16 protein-coding genes and 1 tRNA gene are annotated in these 18,869 nt (G+C 62.3%); 10 read left to right on the top strand and 7 right to left on the bottom strand.

Features of this window, described 5'->3' with window-relative positions; all coding sequences use genetic code 11:
* Window positions 1–12: 12 nt before the first annotated feature.
* The 4 genes from AC2FMD_RS07005 to fabI all read right to left on the bottom strand — a co-directional run bounded on the left by AC2FMD_RS07005 (window position 13) and on the right by fabI (window position 4,472).
* On the bottom strand, window positions 13–1,854 hold the full coding sequence (locus AC2FMD_RS07005) for a peptidyl-prolyl cis-trans isomerase (protein WP_496794830.1): 1,842 nt from the start codon (window positions 1,852–1,854) through the stop codon (window positions 13–15).
* Window positions 1,855–1,935: 81 nt separating this feature from the next.
* Window positions 1,936–3,111 (bottom strand): aminotransferase, encoded by a 1,176-nt coding sequence (locus AC2FMD_RS07010; RefSeq protein ID WP_496794831.1) that lies wholly within the window; start codon window positions 3,109–3,111, stop codon window positions 1,936–1,938.
* 40 nt (window positions 3,112–3,151) lie between these two features.
* Window positions 3,152–3,661 (bottom strand): xanthine phosphoribosyltransferase, encoded by a 510-nt coding sequence (gpt, locus tag AC2FMD_RS07015; protein WP_093962173.1) that lies wholly within the window; start codon window positions 3,659–3,661, stop codon window positions 3,152–3,154.
* A gap of 4 nt (window positions 3,662–3,665) precedes the next feature.
* The gene (gene fabI, locus AC2FMD_RS07020; RefSeq protein ID WP_496689059.1) at window positions 3,666–4,472 is read right to left on the bottom strand and encodes an enoyl-ACP reductase FabI; all 807 of its coding nucleotides are present in this window, start codon (window positions 4,470–4,472) and stop codon (window positions 3,666–3,668) included.
* Between the two features lie 135 nt (window positions 4,473–4,607).
* Here fabI and pdxH point away from each other — a divergent pair, with 135 nt between their 5' ends.
* The 4 genes from pdxH (at window position 4,608) to AC2FMD_RS07040 (ending at window position 6,454) form a co-directional block, all read left to right on the top strand.
* Entirely contained in the window at window positions 4,608–5,213 is a 606-nt protein-coding gene (pdxH, locus tag AC2FMD_RS07025; RefSeq protein ID WP_496794832.1) for a pyridoxamine 5'-phosphate oxidase, read from the top strand.
* A gap of 121 nt (window positions 5,214–5,334) precedes the next feature.
* Window positions 5,335–5,862: a cold-shock protein gene (locus AC2FMD_RS07030; protein ID WP_496794833.1), complete on the top strand. Its 528-nt coding sequence runs from the start codon at window positions 5,335–5,337 to the stop codon at window positions 5,860–5,862.
* A 7-nt stretch (window positions 5,863–5,869) separates the two neighbouring features.
* Window positions 5,870–6,334, top strand: a complete 465-nt coding sequence (locus AC2FMD_RS07035; protein WP_496794834.1) for a DUF192 domain-containing protein — start codon at window positions 5,870–5,872, stop codon at window positions 6,332–6,334.
* 43 nt (window positions 6,335–6,377) lie between these two features.
* A tRNA-Pro gene (locus tag AC2FMD_RS07040) sits at window positions 6,378–6,454 on the top strand.
* Between the two features lie 8 nt (window positions 6,455–6,462).
* On the opposite strand, the gene AC2FMD_RS07045 is transcribed toward AC2FMD_RS07040, so the two are convergent.
* On the bottom strand, window positions 6,463–6,918 hold the full coding sequence (locus AC2FMD_RS07045; RefSeq protein WP_496794835.1) for a hypothetical protein: 456 nt from the start codon (window positions 6,916–6,918) through the stop codon (window positions 6,463–6,465).
* A gap of 59 nt (window positions 6,919–6,977) precedes the next feature.
* Between AC2FMD_RS07045 and AC2FMD_RS07050 the strand changes: the two genes are divergently transcribed.
* The 3 genes from AC2FMD_RS07050 (at window position 6,978) to AC2FMD_RS07060 (ending at window position 11,827) form a co-directional block, all read left to right on the top strand.
* Window positions 6,978–7,166 (top strand): hypothetical protein, encoded by a 189-nt coding sequence (locus tag AC2FMD_RS07050; RefSeq protein WP_496711378.1) that lies wholly within the window; start codon window positions 6,978–6,980, stop codon window positions 7,164–7,166.
* Between the two features lie 265 nt (window positions 7,167–7,431).
* Window positions 7,432–11,061, top strand: coding sequence for a vitamin B12-dependent ribonucleotide reductase (locus tag AC2FMD_RS07055; protein WP_496740548.1), 3,630 nt, complete (start codon window positions 7,432–7,434; stop codon window positions 11,059–11,061).
* 520 nt (window positions 11,062–11,581) lie between these two features.
* A complete protein-coding gene (locus tag AC2FMD_RS07060) occupies window positions 11,582–11,827 on the top strand; it encodes an EF-hand domain-containing protein (RefSeq protein ID WP_496740546.1) in 246 nt (81 codons plus the stop codon).
* A gap of 52 nt (window positions 11,828–11,879) precedes the next feature.
* Here the strand turns inward: AC2FMD_RS07060 and AC2FMD_RS07065 are convergent, their stop codons facing one another.
* Window positions 11,880–13,424 carry a trimethylamine methyltransferase family protein gene (locus tag AC2FMD_RS07065; protein ID WP_496794836.1) on the bottom strand — a complete coding sequence of 515 codons (1,545 nt, stop codon included), beginning with the start codon at window positions 13,422–13,424 and terminating at the stop codon, window positions 11,880–11,882.
* A 415-nt stretch (window positions 13,425–13,839) separates the two neighbouring features.
* On the opposite strand from AC2FMD_RS07065, the gene AC2FMD_RS07070 reads away from it, so the two are divergent.
* On the top strand, window positions 13,840–14,358 hold the full coding sequence (locus AC2FMD_RS07070; protein WP_496794837.1) for an outer membrane protein: 519 nt from the start codon (window positions 13,840–13,842) through the stop codon (window positions 14,356–14,358).
* Window positions 14,359–14,374: 16 nt separating this feature from the next.
* Here AC2FMD_RS07070 and AC2FMD_RS07075 read toward each other — a convergent pair whose 3' ends face one another.
* Entirely contained in the window at window positions 14,375–15,562 is a 1,188-nt protein-coding gene (locus tag AC2FMD_RS07075; protein WP_496794838.1) for a pyridoxal phosphate-dependent aminotransferase, read from the bottom strand.
* A 265-nt stretch (window positions 15,563–15,827) separates the two neighbouring features.
* Here AC2FMD_RS07075 and cysS point away from each other — a divergent pair, with 265 nt between their 5' ends.
* Both cysS and cimA read left to right on the top strand, forming a co-directional pair.
* Window positions 15,828–17,237 (top strand): cysteine--tRNA ligase, encoded by a 1,410-nt coding sequence (cysS, locus tag AC2FMD_RS07080; protein ID WP_496794839.1) that lies wholly within the window; start codon window positions 15,828–15,830, stop codon window positions 17,235–17,237.
* Complete coding sequence (gene cimA, locus AC2FMD_RS07085) at window positions 17,234–18,868, top strand: citramalate synthase (protein WP_496794840.1); 1,635 nt, start codon at window positions 17,234–17,236, stop codon at window positions 18,866–18,868. The genes cysS and cimA overlap by 4 nt, the downstream gene beginning before the upstream one ends.
* Window position 18,869: the final 1 nt, after the last annotated feature.

The following is an 18,869-nucleotide window of genomic DNA, read 5'->3' on the forward strand; positions in this document are numbered from 1 at the left end:
TTGTCGATCCGGTCAGAAATTGGCCTGAACGGCGTTCAGCGCGCGTTGGTCCAACGTAGGCCGGGCGCGGGTCTGCGCGTCGCGCACATAGGCGTCAAAGATGTTCTGCGCCAGCGCCTGGTTCAGCTGCGCCGCGACCGCGTCTTTCATCTGGCGTTGCTCGTCGGTTTCCGCCGGGGGAAGAACCTCGTCGAGACGCACGATGAAAACCGCGCCCTGACCGGGAATGACCCGCAATTCGCCAGGCTCCAACTCGAAAACCTGGTTCATGAAATCGGCGGGAACGTCATCCAGGAAAGCGGTGCGGGTCAGGGCGTTTTCCACCCGGAACGGCAGGCCCGTGGCGGTGAAATCCCCGTCAACGGCCAGACCGGTCACGACCGTATTGGCCTTTTCCAGCAGAGCCTTGCCGATTTCTTCCTGTTTCCATGCCTCGATCACACGCTCGCGCGCTTGTGCCAGCGGCTCGGGGCGCGGCGGCAATTCCTCGTCCAGACGCAGGGCAAAGACCGAGCCATCCTCGAGAAAGCCGATCTCGGGGAAGTCGCCCTCGCCGACGGCTTGGGCCGCGCTGCGGAACGCGTCATAGGCGGCAAGGGCCTCGTCGCTCTGGGTCGTCCAGTCGATCTGGCCCAGTTCCATCTCGGTCTCGGCGACCAGTTCCTCGAGCGTCGCGCCGCCGGCCAGCATGTCGTTGAACTCTTCGGCCTGCGACTCGATCACGCGGCGGGCGCGTTCGGCGGCCAGTTCCTCGCGCAGTTCGGGTTCGGCCTCGTCAAAGCTGACATTGTGTTCGGCCAGCGTGCCGTTCACGCGGAACAGCGCCGGGCCGAAGGCCGACGGCAGCGGGCCGATCACATCGCCGACCTCGGCGGCAAAGACGGCATCCGCCGCTTCGCCCAGATCGTCGCGGGTGACATCGCCCAGATCGACATCGCTGAGCTCCAGTTCGCGCGCGCGCACCAACTGTTCGAAATCCACCCCGCCAACTTCAAGCTGCGCCTTGGCTTCGGTCGCCTCGGCTTCTGACGGGTAGACCAGCCGTTCGACCAGACGCCGCTCAGGCTGCTGATACTGGTCCTTGCGCTGCTCGTAGAGGCGGCGCAGGGCGTCCTCGTCCACCTCGACCGTGTCCTGCAGCATCGCGGGCGACAGAACGGCATAGGTGATCTTTTTCGTGCGGGGCAGGGTAAAGCGGTCTGTGTTGGCGTCATAGAAGGCCTGGATGTCCGCGTCGGTCGGCTCGGGCGCCGGTACGTCCAGCGCGTCTTCCGACAGGGTGGCCACGGTAAAGCTGCGGCGCGCCAGCACATAATCGGCCAGCGTGTCGGTCAGAACTGCGGGCATTTCGATGCCGTTCATGATGGCGCCTTGCACCAGGGTGCGGGCGGTTTCCTTGCGCAGGTCTTCCTCAAATTCCGCTTCGGTCATGCCGATCTGTTCCAACTGGAACCTATAGGCCTCGCGGTCGAACGATCCGTCGGCGCCTTGGAAGGCCTGAATGCGCAGGATCTCCTTTTGCAGGTTTTCATCGCCGACCGAGATGCCCAGCTGCGCCACCTCGTTGTCCAGCGCGGCCAGCGCGACCAGCCGCGACAGGGCGCGCTGGTCCAGTCCCAGGTCGCGGGCCTGAGACATCTGCAACGGCTGGCCCGTCTGCGCCTCGACCGCGCGGATTTCGCGCTGAAGCTCGCGGGCATAGGCGTCGACGGTGATGACCTCGTCCCCGACCTGCGCGACCGTGCGCACGGTGCCACTGAGGTTGACGGCGCCGAACCCGGCAAGCCCCAACATCAACAGACCCATCAGGATCCAAACAAAGGTTTTGGAAAGGTTCTTCATGCCTGCGGCCATAGTGCCCCCTTGGATCTTGCGGCAGGGTTCTGCCGTCTGTGTTGCGGCCCTGAATACGACGCGGGATGCCGGGGGGCAAGCTCAGAAGGACAGAGCCTGCAAGCGGTCGAACAATTGCCCGATTCCAGCACGGTCCAGATTGGCAAAAGCAATGCGCACCTGGCGTTTCCCGGCGGGGTCGTGATCGGGCATGAACATCGTACCCGGCAGCAGCAGAATACCGGCCTCGGAGACCAATCTGCGCGCCAGTTCGTCCGACGGCATCTCGAACGGATGTTCGAGATAGGCGAAATAGGCGCCCAGCCCCAACAGCCGCCAGCCTTTGTCGGTCAGGCGGGGCATGTTCTCGGTGATTGCAGCGCGGCGATCCAGAATCTCGGCGCGTTCCCCGGCCAGCCATTGAGACAGGTTCTGCATCCCCCACAGCGCCGCGAACTGACCCATCTGGCCGGGGCAGATGGCGACGGTATCGAGGAATTTTTCGACCTCGGCCAGCAGCGGCGCACCGGTGGCGATCGCGCCCACGCGGTGCCCGGTCAGGCGGTAGGCTTTCGAGAAGGAATAGAGATGCACCAGCGTCCGATCCCAGTCGGGCTGCTGGAACAAAGCGTGCGGCGGGCCGCTGCGGCTGTCGAAATCACGATAGGTTTCATCGACCAGCAGGCGCAAGCCATGCTGTTGCGCCAGGTCATAGAAAGCACGGACCAAATCTGCCGGGTATTCGACCCCACCCGGATTGTTGGGCGTCACCAGCGCGATGGCGCGCGTGCGGTCGGTGATCAGCGCGCGCGCCTGTTCGGGATCGGGCAGCAGGTCCGCCCCGGTCCGCAGATCAACCGCCCGAACACCGGCCATGTCCAGCCACATTTTGTGATTGAAATACCACGGTGTTGGCAGGATGACCTCATCCCCCTGGTCGGTGATCGCCGAGATGACTGAGGCGAAAGCCTGATTGCAGCCCGAGGTGATGGCTGTCTGTTCCGGCCGAACCTCGGCGCCGTAGTGGTCACCAATCTCACGCGCGAGTTCTGCGCGCAGATCGGGGTTACCTAGAACCGGGCCGTAGAGATGCGCCGCGTCTTGATTGACCGCAAAATCGGCCATCGCCTGCCGCAGAGCCAGCGGCGGTGGATCGACCGGCGCCGCCTGGCTGACATTGATCAGTGGGCGATCTTCCGAGAACGTGACCCCCTCGAGCCAGCGCCGCGCCTCCATCACCGGAGGGGCGAAGGTGGCGGCGGTGCGGGTCAATGTCATCGGGTGTCCGGTCTTGCTGATTTGTGGTGGAAAAGTGGGATCAGTCGGTGCCGCGGTAGGGCTCGACATATTGCAGGGCCATATCCCAGGGGAAGAAGATCCAGGTGTCCTGGCTGACCTCGGTGATATACGTGTCAACCATCGGGCGGCCCTTGGGCTTGGCATAAACCGTGGCGAAATGGGCCTTGGGGTACATCTTGCGCACCAGTTCCAGCGTCTTGCCGCTGTCGACCAGGTCGTCGATGATCAGCACGCCTTCACCATCCCCCATCAAATCGGCATCGGGGGCCTTGAGCACCTCGGCCTCGCCGCGTTCCTGATGGTGATAGGATTTGACGCTGATCGTATCGACGGTGCGGATGTCCAGCTCGCGGCTGACGATCATCGCCGGTGCCATGCCGCCGCGCGTGATCGCGACGACGGCGCGCCAGGCACCGTCATCGGGGCCCTGACCGTCCAGCCGCCAGGCCAGCGCGCGCGAGTCGCGGTGGATCTGGTCCCAGCTGATGTGAAAGCCTTTCTCGTGGGGCAGGCGGTCCTTTGCGCTCATGGTCTTATCCCTTTTCCACGTCCGGCGCGTCGACGGCTTTCATGCCGACGATGTGATAACCTGAATCCACGTGCAGGTTTTCACCGGTCACGCCGCTGCTGAGATCCGACAGCAGATACAGCGCCGATTTGCCCACGTCGTCGATGGTCACGTTGCGACGCAGGGGCGAATTGTACTCGTTCCACTTCATGATGTAGCGGAAGTCGCCGATGCCGCTGGCGGCGAGGGTCTTGATCGGCCCGGCCGAGATCGCGTTGATGCGGATGTTGTCCTTGCCCAAGTCCTCGGCCAAGTATTTCACCGACGCCTCGAGCGCGGCCTTGGCCACACCCATGACATTGTAATGTGGCATGACCTGCTCAGCACCATAATAAGTCAGAGTGATGGCGCTGCCGCCGTCCGTCATCAGCTTTTCGGCGCGTTGCATCACCGCCGTGAAAGAGTAGACCGACACGTCCATCGTCAGCTTGAAATTTGCGCGCGACGTGTCGACGTAGCGGCCGCGAAGTTCGTTCTTGTCCGAGAAACCAATGGCGTGGACGACGAAATCCAGCTTGCCCCATTTGTCTTTCAGCGCCGCGAACAGCTCGTCAATCGATTCTTCGTTGCTGACGTCACAGGGCAGGACAATCTCGCTACCCAATTGGGCCGCCAACGGGTCGACCCGTTTTTTCAGTGCATCCCCCTGATAAGAGAAAGCCAGTTCGGCTCCGGCTTCGGACAAGGCGCGGGCGATTCCCCATGCGATTGATTTGTCATTGGCCAGTCCCATGATGAGGCCGCGCTTGCCGGCCATCAACTGATTTGACATGTTCGGTTCTCCGCCTGTCGTCGCGTTGCGTTGCGTTGGTTTAGGCCATTGATTGCGCTGCATCAAGGCTATCTGTCCTTGCCCGCGGCGGGTTCTCGCCCTAGGCTCATGTTCAATTTGTTCCAGGGGATGGACATGAGTGAGCGAAACGGCATCTTTGCCGGTGAAGATCCGTTCGTGATCGCGGCCCGTTGGTTGGCCGAGGCCGAAAAGACGGAACCGAACGATCCGAACGCGATTGCCCTGGCGACCGTGGACCCAGATGGTATGCCGAACGCGCGGATGGTGTTGCTGAAAGATATCGAGGCCGACTCCTTCGTTTTCTATACCAACTATCACAGCGCCAAGGCCCAAGAGCTGGACTCGGCAGGCAAAGCCGCCTTTGTGATGCACTGGAAATCACTGCGGCGTCAGATCCGGGTTCGTGGTACAATCACCAAGGAAGATGGGGCGAAGGCCGACGAATATTATGCGTCACGGTCACTGAAAAGCCGTTTGGGCGCTTGGGCCTCGCGGCAGTCGGAACCGCTGAGCAGCCGCGCGGCCTTGATGGCCGAAGTTGCCAAGGTCACAGCAAGGCTGGGGTCCAATCCGCCGCGCCCCGAGTTCTGGGGCGGGTATCGGCTGACCCCGGTGGAAATCGAATTCTGGGCTGATGGAGCGTTCCGGCTGCATGACAGGTTTCAGTGGAGGCGTGAGAGGCCCGGTCAGAATTGGGCAATCCAGAGGTTGAATCCGTGATATCCGTGCGACGTGAAATACAACACTCGGAAAAGACAGCGGTTTTTAACCTTGAACTAGTTAACGATTTGCGGGATCTACGAGCCTCGGACAAGCAGCAATAATTCGTGATGGAAGCACCGTGTCAGACGACCAGAACACAATTTACCGCGTTCGCGGTCACGTAAAATGGTTCGACCCCGCCAAGGGGTACGGCTTCGTCGTGTCCGACGAGGGTGGTCCCGATATCTTGCTGCATGTGAACGTGTTGCGGAATTTCGGTCAGAGTTCGATCGCGGACGGGGCCGGGATCGAGATCATGACCCACCGTACCGACCGTGGCGTTCAGGCGGTCGAGGTGCTTGGCATCGACCCGCCCGAGCGGGACGACTCGACGATGCTGGCCGATTTTGCCGAGATGGATCCCGCGCAGATCGCCCAGATGCCGATGGAAGCCGCGCGCGTGAAATGGTTCGACAAGGCCAAGGGGTTCGGCTTTGCCAATGTGTTTGGCCGGGACGAGGACGTCTTCCTGCATATCGAGGTATTGCGCCGGTCGGGGTTTGCGGATCTGCAACCCGGCGAGGCGCTGGCCATGCGGGTCATTGACGGCAAGCGCGGCCGGATGGCAGTGCAGGTCCTAGCCTGGGAATCCGCACTGAAGAATTGATGAGGGAATGTTACGAGCTCTGGTTCTGGCAGCTTTGACCTTTTTCTGGGCGCAGGCTGCCATGGCCAGCTGTCGCCCCGATTATGTCTTTCTGCGCAACGCGGTGGCGCAGGTGCGGTTCGATGTCGAACTGGCCGTCACGCCGCAGGACCGCGCGCGTGGGTTGATGTTCCGAGAGTCGCTGCCGCGTCAGTCCGGGATGCTGTTCGTTTTCGACCCCCCGCAGCCGGTGGCGTTCTGGATGAAGAACACCCTGATCCCGCTCGACATGATCTTTGTCGACCGCAAGGGCGTCGTCACCCGTGTGCATCGCGGTGCCATACCGGGTGATCTGACCCCGATCGACGGGGGTGATGCGGTCTTTGCGGTTCTTGAAATCAATGCAGGGCTGGCGGCTCGATACGGGATTGGCCCTGGCACACAACTGCGTCACGAAATTTTTGCGGACGGCCCTGCGATCTGGCCCTGTTAGGGGTTTTCAAATCAATAAGTCGCGGTTAGGAAGACGCACGGTCCGGGGCGTGGCGCAGTCTGGTAGCGCACCTGTTTTGGGTACAGGGGGTCGTGAGTTCGAATCTCGCCGCCCCGACCACTTTTCACTCACAGCGGCATTCCACCGAAATATCGGTACAGAGTCGTGAGTTCCTGATCCAGGGTCGCGCTTTCTATGGGGACCTTGACCGGTGCGCCGTCTTTCTGAGGGACAAGGAAGAACAATTCGGCATCTACGCGATAGCCTGCCGGGTTGCGTTGGGTGGACATCCGCCGGATTCCCTTGGGCAAGTCCTTCGTCGACCCGTCATAGTTCAGAATCAAAAAGGCGGTGGTGTCGGGTGGTAGGGCCGAGAGGCACTCGAACTGTGTCGACTTTGTTTTGCGGAATTGCTCGCCGGGGCCGTCACAGCTGATCTCGAATGTTTCAAACAATTGCCCAGGATAGTCGCTGAACTGGGCGCTGCGCGAGGTCGGTTCCGGGGGCGACGACGCACACCCCCACAGAAAGGGCGGTGCGAGGGCGAAAGCGATGAGTGCTTTTTTCACAACGATTCCTGTCAACTCATGGGCGCGAGACTCGTGAACCTTATCGGGCCCGGATCCGTGATTCCCGATTCAGTATGGGGCAGAAGCGCTTGCTTGACCATTATGCTGCAACCGGTCTGAAAAAAGGCGGAAAAACCGAATGGGCATCGGGCCAGAAAAAAACCGATCGCCCTGTGGATGAATCGGTTTCGGTGCGCGGGCGCCTTCTGGACACGGTGGGGTCAACTGAAAAGTTCTGCGTTTCGAGCAAAAAATGCCGTTGACCAACTATGGGTAGATACGCCAGATTGTATGGGCCGGAGCAATAGCCACTAAATCTGGTATAAAAAGCCAGTCAGAGGGCAACGGGCGAGGGTCGGAAACAAACTCAAACTGACGTGTACCGCTCAGTCGGGTTCACGCCGCTTTGGCGGCGCCGGGCCAGTACGTCCAGAGGTTTCTTGCAGGCACGGCGGGCGGCACCCCGCCGAATGTGAATTGGGTGCCGAGGACATGAATAGCACTGTTTGATGATCTGGGGCTGCGGACATGAAGATTGAAAGAAAGTTTACAAAACCTGGGCAGGACGCTTATGCCGATCTGGACTTCGTGTCCGTCACCTCGGAAATCCGCAACCCCGACGGCACCATCGTGTTCCGGCTGGAAGGCATCGAGGTGCCCTCGACCTGGAGTCAGGTCGCCAGCGACGTGATCGCACAGAAATATTTCCGCAAGGCCGGCGTTCCCAGCAAGCTGAAGAAAGTGCGCGAGAAGGACGTGCCCGAATTTCTATGGCGCTCGGTTCCAGCCGAGGATGCCGAGTTCGGCGGGGAGACGTCCTCGAAACAGGTGTTCGACCGTCTGGCCGGTGCCTGGGCCTATTGGGGCTGGAAGGGCGGCTATTTCTCGACCGAGGAGGACGCGCGCGCATACTTCGACGAGATGCGCTATATGCTGGCGACCCAGCGCGCCGCACCAAACAGCCCGCAATGGTTCAACACCGGTCTGCACTGGGCCTACGGGATCGATGGCCCGGCGCAGGGTCACTACTATGTCGACTACAAAACCGGTAAGCTGACCAAGTCGAAATCGGCCTATGAACATCCGCAGCCGCATGCGTGCTTCATCCAGTCCGTCGATGACGATCTGGTGAACGAAGGCGGCATCATGGATCTGTGGGTGCGCGAGGCGCGCCTGTTCAAATACGGCTCGGGCACCGGGACCAACTTCAGCCATCTGCGCGCAGAAGGCGAAGCGCTGTCGGGTGGCGGTAAGTCCTCGGGCCTGATGGGCTTTCTCAAGATCGGCGACCGCGCCGCTGGCGCGATCAAATCAGGCGGGACAACCCGTCGAGCAGCAAAGATGGTGATCGTCGATGCAGATCACCCTGACATCGAGCAATTCATCGAATGGAAGGTGATCGAAGAGCAGAAGGTGGCCTCGATCGTTGCCGGATCGAAGATGCACGAGAAGATGTTGAACGGCATTTTCGAGGCCATCCGCACGTGGGACGGCGCACAGGACGACGCCTATGATCCCAAGAAGAACGACGGGCTGAAAACAGCGATCCGCGAGGCGAAAAAGGTCGCGATCCCCGAGACTTACATCAAGCGCGTGCTGGATTACGCCAAGCAGGGCCACGACAGCATCGAGTTTCCGACCTACGACACCGACTGGGATTCGGAAGCCTACAATTCGGTCTCGGGTCAGAACTCCAACAACTCGATCCGCGTGACCAACGCCTTCCTCAAGGCGGTTGAAAAGGATGCCGACTGGGAACTGATCAACCGCACCGACGGCAGGGTGGCCAAGGTGGTCAAGGCGCGCGACCTGTGGGAAAAGGTCGGCCATGCGGCCTGGGCCTGCGCCGATCCGGGCATTCAATTCCACGACACGGTCAACGAATGGCACACCTGCCCCGAAGACGGCGAGATCCGCGGCTCGAACCCGTGCTCAGAGTACATGTTCCTGGATGACACGGCCTGCAACCTGGCGTCGATGAACCTGCTGACCTTCCTGAAAGATGGCGAGTTTCAGGCGGCCGACTATATGCACGCGGCCCGTCTCTGGACGCTGACGCTCGAGATCTCGGTGACGATGGCGCAGTTCCCGTCGAAAGAGATCGCGCAGTTGTCTTATGACTTCCGTACGCTGGGTCTAGGCTATGCCAACATCGGCGGCCTGCTGATGAATATGGGCTATGGCTACGACTCGGACGAGGGTCGCGCGATCTGTGGCGCACTGACTGCGATCATGACCGGCGTGGCCTATGCCACCTCGGCCGAGATCGCCGGCGAGCTGGGGCCGTTCGCCGGCTACAAGCGCAACGCCGAGCATATGCTGCGGGTCATCCGCAACCACCGCCGCGCTGCGCAGGGCGTGACCGAGGGGTACGAGAAACTCTCGGTCAAGCCGGTGCCGCTGGATCACGCCAATTGTCCGGACAAGCGCCTGATCGATCTGGCCATGAGCGCCTGGGACGAGGCGCTGAGCCTGGGTGAGAAGAACGGCTACCGCAACGCGCAGGCCACCGTGATCGCACCGACCGGCACGATCGGTCTGGTGATGGACTGCGACACCACCGGGATCGAGCCCGACTTCGCGCTGGTCAAGTTCAAGAAGCTGGCCGGAGGCGGCTACTTCAAGATCATCAACCGCTCGGTCCCCGCGGCGCTCGAGAAGCTGGGCTATTCTTCGGCCCAGATCGAAGAGATTGTGTCCTACGCGGTGGGTCACGGCACCTTGGGCAACGCGCCGGGGATCAACCACACCTCGCTGACCGGTCACGGGTTCGGCCCGAACGAGCTGGCCAAGATCGACGCCGCGCTGGAAAGCGCGTTCGACATCCGGTTCGTCTTCAACCAGTGGACGCTGGGTGAAGATTTCTGCACCGGTGTTCTGGGCATCCCGGCCAGCAAGCTGAACGATCCGACCTTTGACATGCTGCGCCATTTGGGCTTCAGCAAGGCGGATATCGACGCGGCCAACGACCATGTCTGCGGCACCATGACCCTGGAAGGGGCCCCGCATCTGAAGCCTGAGCATTACGCGATCTTCGACTGCGCCAACCCGTGCGGCAAGAAGGGCAAGCGGTTCCTGGGTGTCGACAGCCACATCAAGATGATGGCGGCGGCGCAAAGCTTCATTTCGGGCGCGATCAGCAAGACGATCAACATGCCCAATGATGCCACCATCGAGGATTGCCAGAAGGCCTACGAGCTGTCCTGGAGCCTGGGCGTCAAGGCAAACGCGCTGTATCGCGACGGGTCCAAGCTCAGCCAGCCGCTGGCAGCTGCGCTGGTCGAGGATGACGATGAGGCGGCGGAAATCCTCGAAAGCGGATCGGCGCGGGAAAAGGCCGTGACTCTGGCCGAAAAGGTCATCGAGAAGGTCGTGGTCAAGGAGGTCATCCGCAGCCACCGCGAAAAGCTGCCGCATCGCCGCAAGGGCTATACCCAGAAGGCGATCGTGGGCGGGCACAAGGTCTACCTGCGTACCGGCGAGTTTGAGGACGGCAAACTGGGCGAGATCTTCATCGACATGCACAAGGAAGGCGCCGGCTTCCGCGCGATGATGAACAACTTTGCCATCGCGGTCTCAGTCGGCCTGCAATACGGCGTGCCGCTGGAAGAGTTCGTCGATGCCTTTACCTTCACCAAGTTCGAACCGGCGGGCATGGTGCAGGGCAACGACTCGATCAAGAACGCCACGTCGATCCTCGACTACATCTTCCGCGAGCTGGCGGTGTCGTATCTGGATCGTACCGACTTGGCGCATGTGAAGCCGCAAGGCGCAACCTTCGACGATCTGGGCCGCGGCGAGGAAGAGGGCGTGTCGAACGTCTCGGAGGTCAGCGACAGCGCGGCGTCGAAATCGCTGGAGGTGCTGAAACAGATCAGCTCGACCGGCTATCTGCGCAAGCGTCTTCCGCAGGATCTGGTGGTGTTCAACGGAGGGCAGGCGGCCGCGACCGGCATGTCCGAGGCGTCCGTCACCTTCGAGACCAAAAGCGAGACCACCGTCGTTGCCGAGACAGCCACCGGGATGGATGCCCGAACCAAGGCCAAGATGCAGGGCTACGAGGGCGATCCCTGCGGGGAATGCGGGAACTACACGCTGGTGCGCAACGGGACCTGCATGAAATGCAACACCTGCGGCGCAACCAGCGGGTGTAGCTGAGCTAAACGCCCCGGCAACCCGGGGCGCAGGGGCCGGACGCTGCCAATACGGTGCCGGTCCCGACGAATACGGAGACAGGTCGCAAGGCTTACCATCTGGCCTTTCTCCGCCCGGCCGACATGCCCGTGTCGGCCACGAACAGGGTGGGGCGGAATATTTGCTCCTTCCCACTCTTTCACGGGGCGGGTGCGCTCGTCCCATGTGCAGTCCAGGCCGCAGGCAAAAAACACCGGGCGGTCAATGAGAATGAGCCTGGACGGCAAAACTGACAGGGGGCTTCGGCCCCCTTTCTTTTTGGGCGACGTTCTGCCGGATCGGGCCGCCCGCATGAGGGGAGTCATGGCGCAACGTCCCGGCGGAATTTTGCACGGCAAAAGATCGCGCGCCAGGTTCGCAAAAGGGGCGGGGATCGGCGCGAATCGGGCTGTGCGATTCGGCGGCGGTGAGATGGGCCGCTCAGGGGTGTTTGGTGCCGGTGTCCGGACAAACTACCACACATCCCTTATTTGGAGATTTGACAATGAAACCTCGCAATCTGGCTCTTCTGGCCACCGTGGCCCTGAGCGTTCCGGCGGTTGTTCTGGCCCAATGCAGCGCCGATGCCAACGGCGACGGCGTTCTGACCATCGAAGAGGTGCAGGCCGTTGTGCCGGACATGGATGCAGACACGTTCTCGGCGATGGATGCAAATGGTGACGGCGCGTTGGATCAGGCCGAAATCGCCGTCGCGCAGGAGGCAGGGTTGCTTCCCCCAAGCAACGGCTGACACCTGTCGGCGGAGCGCGGCCCTAGGGAAACCCTGGCCGCTTTACAATAGGTTATGCGGGTAAGTGAATGTTGAACTTGCTGCGGATCTCGGCGTCCAGCACCGGATCGAACCGGGCTGGTGACGGCTGGCCTAGAATCTCTTCCTTCCGGGCGGTGGCCTTGGCAATCAGGTCGGGCTTGCCCAGCTCGGCCCATTCCTTGGGCGAGGTCCGATCCCCCAGGATGGGATATACATAATCGGCCTGCATCCGGCTGAGCGTGGCATCGGTGCCCAAATAATGGCCCGGCCCGCCCAGACAGACCTCGGCAATCTGGTCGACGGCCAGGGTGTCTTCATTCACCTCGATCCCGCGGACGCAACGCAGGGCCTGCCCGATCAAGTCATCGCCCAGAATCAGGCTCTCGAAGCAGAAGCCCAGCAACGAGGCGTGCATTCCCGCGGCTTCGTAGACCATGTTCAAACCCGAAAGCCCGGCCATGACGTTCGAGCACATCTGCTCCCACCCGGCCTGCATGTCGGGCAGTTTCGCATCCGAAGCACCGGCCGCGGCGCCGCCCGGCAGGTCGTAGAACTTGTGCATCTGGGCGCAGCCCGCGCTCAGCAGCGCCTGCTCGCCCGAGCCGACCGACATCGCGCCCGTGCGCAGGTCCAGCCCAAAGGGCCAGGTGCCAAAAACCGCTGGAGCACCGGGGCTTACGGCATTGACATAAACCAACCCGGCCAGGCATTCGGCGGTGGCCTGGACGATCGCGCCCGCGATGGTCGAAGGCGCCGTCGCGCCTGCCATGCCCGCTGACAGCAGCAGCACCGGCATACCTGCCTTGATGCATTCCTCCATCACCTGGCAGCTTTCGGTGGCGAATTTCATCGGCGGCACGACGAAACAGTTCGAATTCGACACGAAGGGCCGCTCGCGCCATTTGTCCTCGCCGCCGGCGATCATGTGCAGCATCTCCATCGCCGGCGCCACATAGCTTGGGTCGGTGAACGAGGTGCCGATATGTTTGTAGGTGCCGGAACAGCAGGCATAGATCGTGTTCAGGTCCATTTCGCGGTTGTCGGCGATGTCGCGGCAGACCATGGGGCGCTGCACGAAATGAATATTGTCCAACTGCTCGCAGATCCGGGCCGCGTCGTGCAGGTCCCGCACGGTCGAATCGCGATAGTTGCGGCCCTGGGCATCGACCATGCTGACCGCCGCCCCGGCGGTGCCGTAGTGCACGCGGTTGCCCGAAAGTTCGAGATCGGTCTTGCCGTCGCGGCTGTAGAGCGTCACCGAGCGGTTGGCACGGGCGATCGTGTCCTCGACCAGCGCGCGGGGAAAGCGGATACGCCCGTCATCGCCCAGCGTACAGCCGGCATTGACAAGGTAATCGATGCCGCTGGGCGGCGCGTCGGCCAAACCGATGGTTTCCAGCGCGTCCAGCGCGGCGGCGTGAATACGCTCCATGTCCTGCTGGCTGAGCGGTTTGTACGTGCCGCCCTCAAGCCCCGGACGAACGGGGCGAAGATGTTCGGGCAGGGCTGCGGCACGGGCGGCGCGACGGGCGGCGCGGCCGCCACTGCGGGACGTTGAGCGGGATTGGTCGTTCATGGTGAGGACTCCAAATTGAAAGTCAGGTCAAAGGGGGGAAGCTTCAACCCGTCACGGCCGTCCTCGTGCCGCACGCCCCCGATCGGCACCAATGGTGCGGCTAATCAGGCAAATCTTCCAGATATCGTTTGGCATGTGGCCCTCAACTCCTGCGACGAATGGTGTCAGGGTCCGAGCAAGTAATCTGTCCCGTTTGCGACCGATGTCGCTATTGGCCTCAAAAACTCGGACCGTTGATGAACGCGGCAGGAAATCCTCACGCAGATGGCGAAATATGTTATGCTTCCATTACTTATTGTTAAGATTTGCGTGACTTGAATTGATCTGACTGCACCAAAGCACATGTTTAGTAGAGGTGCACATCACCGCATCTGTTTCAATTGCAAAGGGTGCTGAACGAAAACCGGAGGCTTGCATGAAACTGATCCGCGCCTTGCTGTCGGCCCTGCTGATTCCAGCGGCGCAGGTGGCGTTGGCCGAGGATTGGACGGGCGCTTACGCCGGGTTCACCTTCGGTTATACCGACGCGGACGGACCCGGCGGCAGTGGAAGCAATTCGGGCAGCATCGGCGCAAATATCGGATACGATCTGGATCTTGGCAGCTTCGTCGTCGGGGGTGAACTGGAATATGACCCGCTGAATCTCGACCTGGGCGCCTCGGAGGGCAGTTTGGACAGCGTGTCCCGCGTGAAACTGCGCGGCGGATATGAGTTCGGGCCCGCTTTGGGCTACGTCGTGGTAGGTGCCGCGCGGGCGAATACTTCGGGCGACAGCGACACAGCAGCGGTCTACGGAATCGGCGTAGCCTATCCTCTGGGCGAACGGCTGATCATCAGTGGCGAAGCGTTGCGGCAGAATTTTAACGATGTCACACGGTCGCGGGGCGATCTGGATACCAACACCTTTAACCTGCGCACGACGTTCCGGTTCTGAACGAAACCCGTCTCGGTCACTCTGCCGCTGTCTGACCCGCAAGCCGGGCTGCGAATTCGCATAGGGTCTGAAGGGCAGCGGCGAACCGGTCATCATCGATGGTCATGGCCACGCGCACATGCCCTGCGGCGGCTTGGCCGAAGCTTTCTCCGGGCATGACCGCGATGGCGTGGGTGTCCAGCAGTGCATTGGCGAAGTCTTCGCCGCTTTGCCCTGTCGCGCGGATGTCCAGCATCAGGTACATTGCGCCTTGTGCGGGGATCAGGCCCACCGTGTTCTGTCGGGCCAGAACCTGCATCGCCCGGGCGCGGCGGCGGCGGAAGGGGGCCGCAACCTCTTCTTCCAGTTCGTCCCCCGCGGTCAGCGCATAGCTGGCAGCGTCCTGAATGAATCCCGGAACCCCATAGGTGGTGTGCGTGGCAAGGTTGATCAGATGTTCGATGGCCTCTTCGGGGCCAACGATCCAACCGCAGCGCGACCCGGTCATGGCGTGGGACTTCGACATCGAGCCCACGACCAGGGTGCGGCCGGCCATACCGGGCAGGGCGCGGGGCGACAGGTGCGCGCCTTCCCAGACTTGCGTGTCATAAACCTCGTCCGAGATCAGCCAGATGTCGCGCTCGCGGCACAGATCGGCAATCTCGGTCAGGGTCTCGCGGGAATAGACGACCCCGGTCGGGTTGTTCGGCGTGTTGATCAGCAATGATGCGGCACCCTCGGCCTGTTCTGCTATCGTGGCTGCGTTGGGCTGAAAGGCGTCCTCGGCCCGGGTCTGAACCGCGCGCGCGATCGCGCCAGCACCGCGGATCGTACCGGGGTAGGTGGCGTAGAACGGGTCGAGATAGAGGCCCACATCGCCCGGGTCGCACGCTGCCATATGCGCGGCGAACAGCGCGGCCTGTCCGCCCGGGGTGATCAGCACGTTGTGGCGCGTGGTCGGAACGCCCGTGCGGGTCTGCACCCGCGCGGCCACGGTATCGCGCAGCAGATCCGTGCCCGGCACCATTGCGTATCCGGTATGGCCCGCGCGCGCCGACCGGTCCATCTCGGCCAGGATCGAGGGGTGGGTGCGGATGTCATGTTCGCCGATGGTCAGCTCGGTCACGGCCTGGCCTTCGGCGATCATGCGGCGCGCGCGATAGAACACGTCCCACCCGTCCGAACCGCCTCCGGTCAGATGCGTGATGCGGTGCGAAAGTTTCATGGCGCGCCTCCGTTGCGGCAAGTCCGCCGAATGGGTCAGAGCCGGGGTGATTTGTCAATCAGCTTCCCCCGCCGGCAACAGAAGTCTTGGCGCGCGGGAACGGGCGTGCTACGCGGTGGGCCATGAATCGGATGACCTGCATCATTATCTGCTGCATTCCCTGCTGAACTTTCACGCGGGCTGGTTTCTTTCGTTTTCTTCCCTGAGACAAGTTGCTAAGCCCGCATCAACGCGGACGCTATTGCTGTATCCAGGAGCCAGACGCATGACGACGATCAAGACGATCAAACTGCACAACACGCGGACCCGGACGAAGGAAGATTTCGTTCCGATCGATCCCGACAACGTGCGGATGTATGTCTGCGGACCCACCGTGTATGACCGGGCGCATCTGGGCAACGCGCGGCCCGTGGTAGTGTTTGACGTGCTATACCGCCTGCTGCGTCACGTTTACGGGCCCGAGCATGTGACCTATGTACGCAACTTCACCGACGTCGATGACAAGATCAACGCGACGGCCCTGGCGCGCAAGCAGGCCGGGGCCGAGGGAACGCTTGAGCAGTTGGTGCAGGAGCGGTCGGACGAGACGATCGGCTGGTACCTGCACGACATGGGCGCGCTGGGGGCGCTGGAGCCCGACCAGATGCCGCGGGCCACGCGGTATATCGACCAGATGATCGCGATGATCGAGGACTTGATCGCCAAGGGCCACGCCTATGAGGCCGAGGGGCATGTTCTGTTTGCGGTGGACAGCTGGCGCGACGAGTATGGCAAGCTTTCGGGTCGGTCAGTCGATGACATGATCGCGGGCGCGCGGGTCGAGGTGGCGCCCTATAAAAAGAACCCGATGGATTTCGTGCTGTGGAAGCCCTCGGACGATGAACTGCCCGGTTGGGAGTCGCCCTGGGGCCGGGGGCGTCCGGGCTGGCATATCGAGTGCTCGGCCATGAGCTATGAGTTGCTGGGCGAAAGTTTCGACATCCATGGCGGCGGCAACGACCTGATGTTCCCGCACCACGAAAACGAGATCGCCCAGAGCAAATGCGCCCATCCGCACGGCGAATTCGCGCGCTATTGGCTGCATAACGAGATGCTGCAGGTCGAGGGCAAGAAGATGTCCAAATCGCTGGGCAATTTCTTCACCGTGCATGACCTGCTGGATCAGGGCGTGCCGGGCGAGGTGATCCGGTTCGTCTTCCTGCAGACCCACTATCGCAAGCCGATGGACTGGACAGAAAAGAAGGCTCGCGAGGCCGAGGCCACGTTGCGAAAGTGGCGGGCGCTGACTGCGGGCATCGAACCCGCAGCCAGCGCGGCGCCCGCGGTGATCGAGGCACTTTCCGATGACCTCAACACGGCGGGTGCCCTTGCCGAGCTGCATCGTCTGGCCTCGGACGGCGATGCCGCCACTTTGCTGGCCAGTGCGCAGGTACTGGGCCTGTTGGAACCCGAGATGGGGGGCTGGGCCGAGACCGACGGCGTGGATCTGTCGGCCCATGCCGACCGGCTGGCCCGTGTTCGGGCCGAGGCGATGCAGACCAAGGATTTCTCGGAAGTGGATCGGTTGAAGGCCGCCTATCTGGCGGCTGGTCTGGAAGTGCGGATGAGCAAGAACGGGGTCGAACTGGTGCCAGGCGCGGGCTTTGATGCCAGCAGGCTGGAGGGCGTGGAATGAGCAAAGAGCGCCTGTACCTCTATGACACCACGTTGCGCGACGGCCAGCAGACGCAGGGCGTTCAGTTCTCGACCGCCGAAAAGGTCCAGATCGCGCAGGCGCTGGATGCTTTGGGGGTGGACTATATCGAAGGCGGCTGGCCCGGTGCGAACCCCACCGACAGCGCATTTTTCGACGCCGCGCCCAAGACGCGCGCCTGCCTGACCGCCTTTGGCATGACCAAACGGGCCGGGCGCTCGGCCGAGAATGACGACGTGTTGGCCGCCGTCATGAACGCCGGCACGCGGGCGGTCTGTCTGGTGGGCAAGTCGCATGACTATCACGTGACCGACGCGCTGGGGATCTCGCTGGAGGAGAATGTCGAGAACGTCCGCGCCTCGGTCGCGCATATCGTGGCGCAGGGGCGCGAGGCGCTGTTCGATGCCGAGCATTTCTTTGACGGCTACAAGGACAACCCCGCCTATGCCATGCAGGTCTGCCAAGCGGCGCTGGAGGCCGGTGCCCGCTGGGTGGTGTTGTGCGACACCAATGGCGGCGCGCTGCCGGCCGAAGTTGGGCGGATCGTGTCCGCCCTGGTCGCCGCGGGCTTCCCCGGCGACCGGCTGGGCATTCACACCCACAACGACACCGAAAATGCCGTGGCCTGTTCCTTGGCCGCTGTGGATGCCGGCGCGCGCCAGATTCAGGGAACGTTGAACGGGCTGGGCGAGCGCTGCGGCAATGCCAACCTGACAGCCCTGATCCCGACGCTGCTGTTGAAGGAGCCCTATGCCTCGGCCTTCGAGATCGGCGTCAGTCGCGACGCGCTGACCGGTCTGACCCGCATCAGCCGCATGCTGGACGACATCCTGAACCGGGTGCCCAGCAAACAGGCGGCCTATGTTGGCGCCTCGGCCTTTGCGCACAAGGCAGGGCTGCATGCCAGCGCGATTCTCAAGGACCCTTCGACCTATGAACATGTCGATCCGGCGACCGTGGGCAATGCGCGGATCATTCCGATGTCGAACCAGGCGGGCCAGTCGAACTTGCGCAAACGCCTGACCGAGGCCGGATTGCAGGTCGAGCCGGGCGACCCGGCGCTGGGGCGCATCCTGGAACGGATCAAGGCACGCGAAGCCGAAGGGTATTCCTATGACACCGCGCAGGCTAGTTTCGAGCTGCTGGCCCGCGATGAACTGGGCCAGCTGCCGCAGTTCTTCGAGGTCAAGCGCTACAAGGTCACGGTCGAGCGGCGCAAGAACAAGTACAACCAGATGGTCAGCCTGTCCGAAGCGGTCGTCGTGGTGAAGGTGGACGGTGAGAAGAAGCTTTCGGTCAGCGAGTCGATGGACGAAAACGGCAGCGACCGTGGCCCGGTGAACGCGCTGGCCAAAGCTTTGGCCAAGGATCTGGGGCAGTACTCGCCCATCCTGGACGATATGCACCTGGTGGACTTCAAGGTGCGCATCACCCAGGGCGGGACCGAGGCCGTGACCCGCGTCATCATCGACAGCGAAGACGGGCAGGGGCGGCGCTGGTCCACGGTGGGGGTCAGCGCGAACATCGTCGACGCCTCGTTCGAGGCGCTGCTGGAGGCGATCCAGTGGAAGCTGGTGCGCGATTGCAGCCCGCAATCGGTGGTGGCCGAGTGAG

The organism is Ruegeria sp. BHSC276, from assembly GCF_059612945.1.

What these genes read in the sequence shown, in the direction of transcription:
- AC2FMD_RS07005 (WP_496794830.1), bottom strand. Translation starts at nt 1,854, where the DNA reads ATGGCCGCAGGCATGAAGAACCTTTCCAAAACCTTTGTTTGGATCCTG.
- AC2FMD_RS07010 (WP_496794831.1), bottom strand. Translation starts at nt 3,111, where the DNA reads ATGACATTGACCCGCACCGCCGCCACCTTCGCCCCTCCGGTGATGGAG.
- gpt (WP_093962173.1), bottom strand. Translation starts at nt 3,661, where the DNA reads ATGAGCGCAAAGGACCGCCTGCCCCACGAGAAAGGCTTTCACATCAGC.
- fabI (WP_496689059.1), bottom strand. Translation starts at nt 4,472, where the DNA reads ATGTCAAATCAGTTGATGGCCGGCAAGCGCGGCCTCATCATGGGACTG.
- pdxH (WP_496794832.1), top strand. Translation starts at nt 4,608, where the DNA reads ATGAGTGAGCGAAACGGCATCTTTGCCGGTGAAGATCCGTTCGTGATC.
- AC2FMD_RS07035 (WP_496794834.1), top strand. Translation starts at nt 5,870, where the DNA reads ATGTTACGAGCTCTGGTTCTGGCAGCTTTGACCTTTTTCTGGGCGCAG.
- AC2FMD_RS07050 (WP_496711378.1), top strand. Translation starts at nt 6,978, where the DNA reads ATGGGGCAGAAGCGCTTGCTTGACCATTATGCTGCAACCGGTCTGAAA.
- AC2FMD_RS07055 (WP_496740548.1), top strand. Translation starts at nt 7,432, where the DNA reads ATGAAGATTGAAAGAAAGTTTACAAAACCTGGGCAGGACGCTTATGCC.
- AC2FMD_RS07060 (WP_496740546.1), top strand. Translation starts at nt 11,582, where the DNA reads ATGAAACCTCGCAATCTGGCTCTTCTGGCCACCGTGGCCCTGAGCGTT.
- AC2FMD_RS07065 (WP_496794836.1), bottom strand. Translation starts at nt 13,424, where the DNA reads ATGAACGACCAATCCCGCTCAACGTCCCGCAGTGGCGGCCGCGCCGCC.
- AC2FMD_RS07070 (WP_496794837.1), top strand. Translation starts at nt 13,840, where the DNA reads ATGAAACTGATCCGCGCCTTGCTGTCGGCCCTGCTGATTCCAGCGGCG.
- AC2FMD_RS07075 (WP_496794838.1), bottom strand. Translation starts at nt 15,562, where the DNA reads ATGAAACTTTCGCACCGCATCACGCATCTGACCGGAGGCGGTTCGGAC.
- cysS (WP_496794839.1), top strand. Translation starts at nt 15,828, where the DNA reads ATGACGACGATCAAGACGATCAAACTGCACAACACGCGGACCCGGACG.
- cimA (WP_496794840.1), top strand. Translation starts at nt 17,234, where the DNA reads ATGAGCAAAGAGCGCCTGTACCTCTATGACACCACGTTGCGCGACGGC.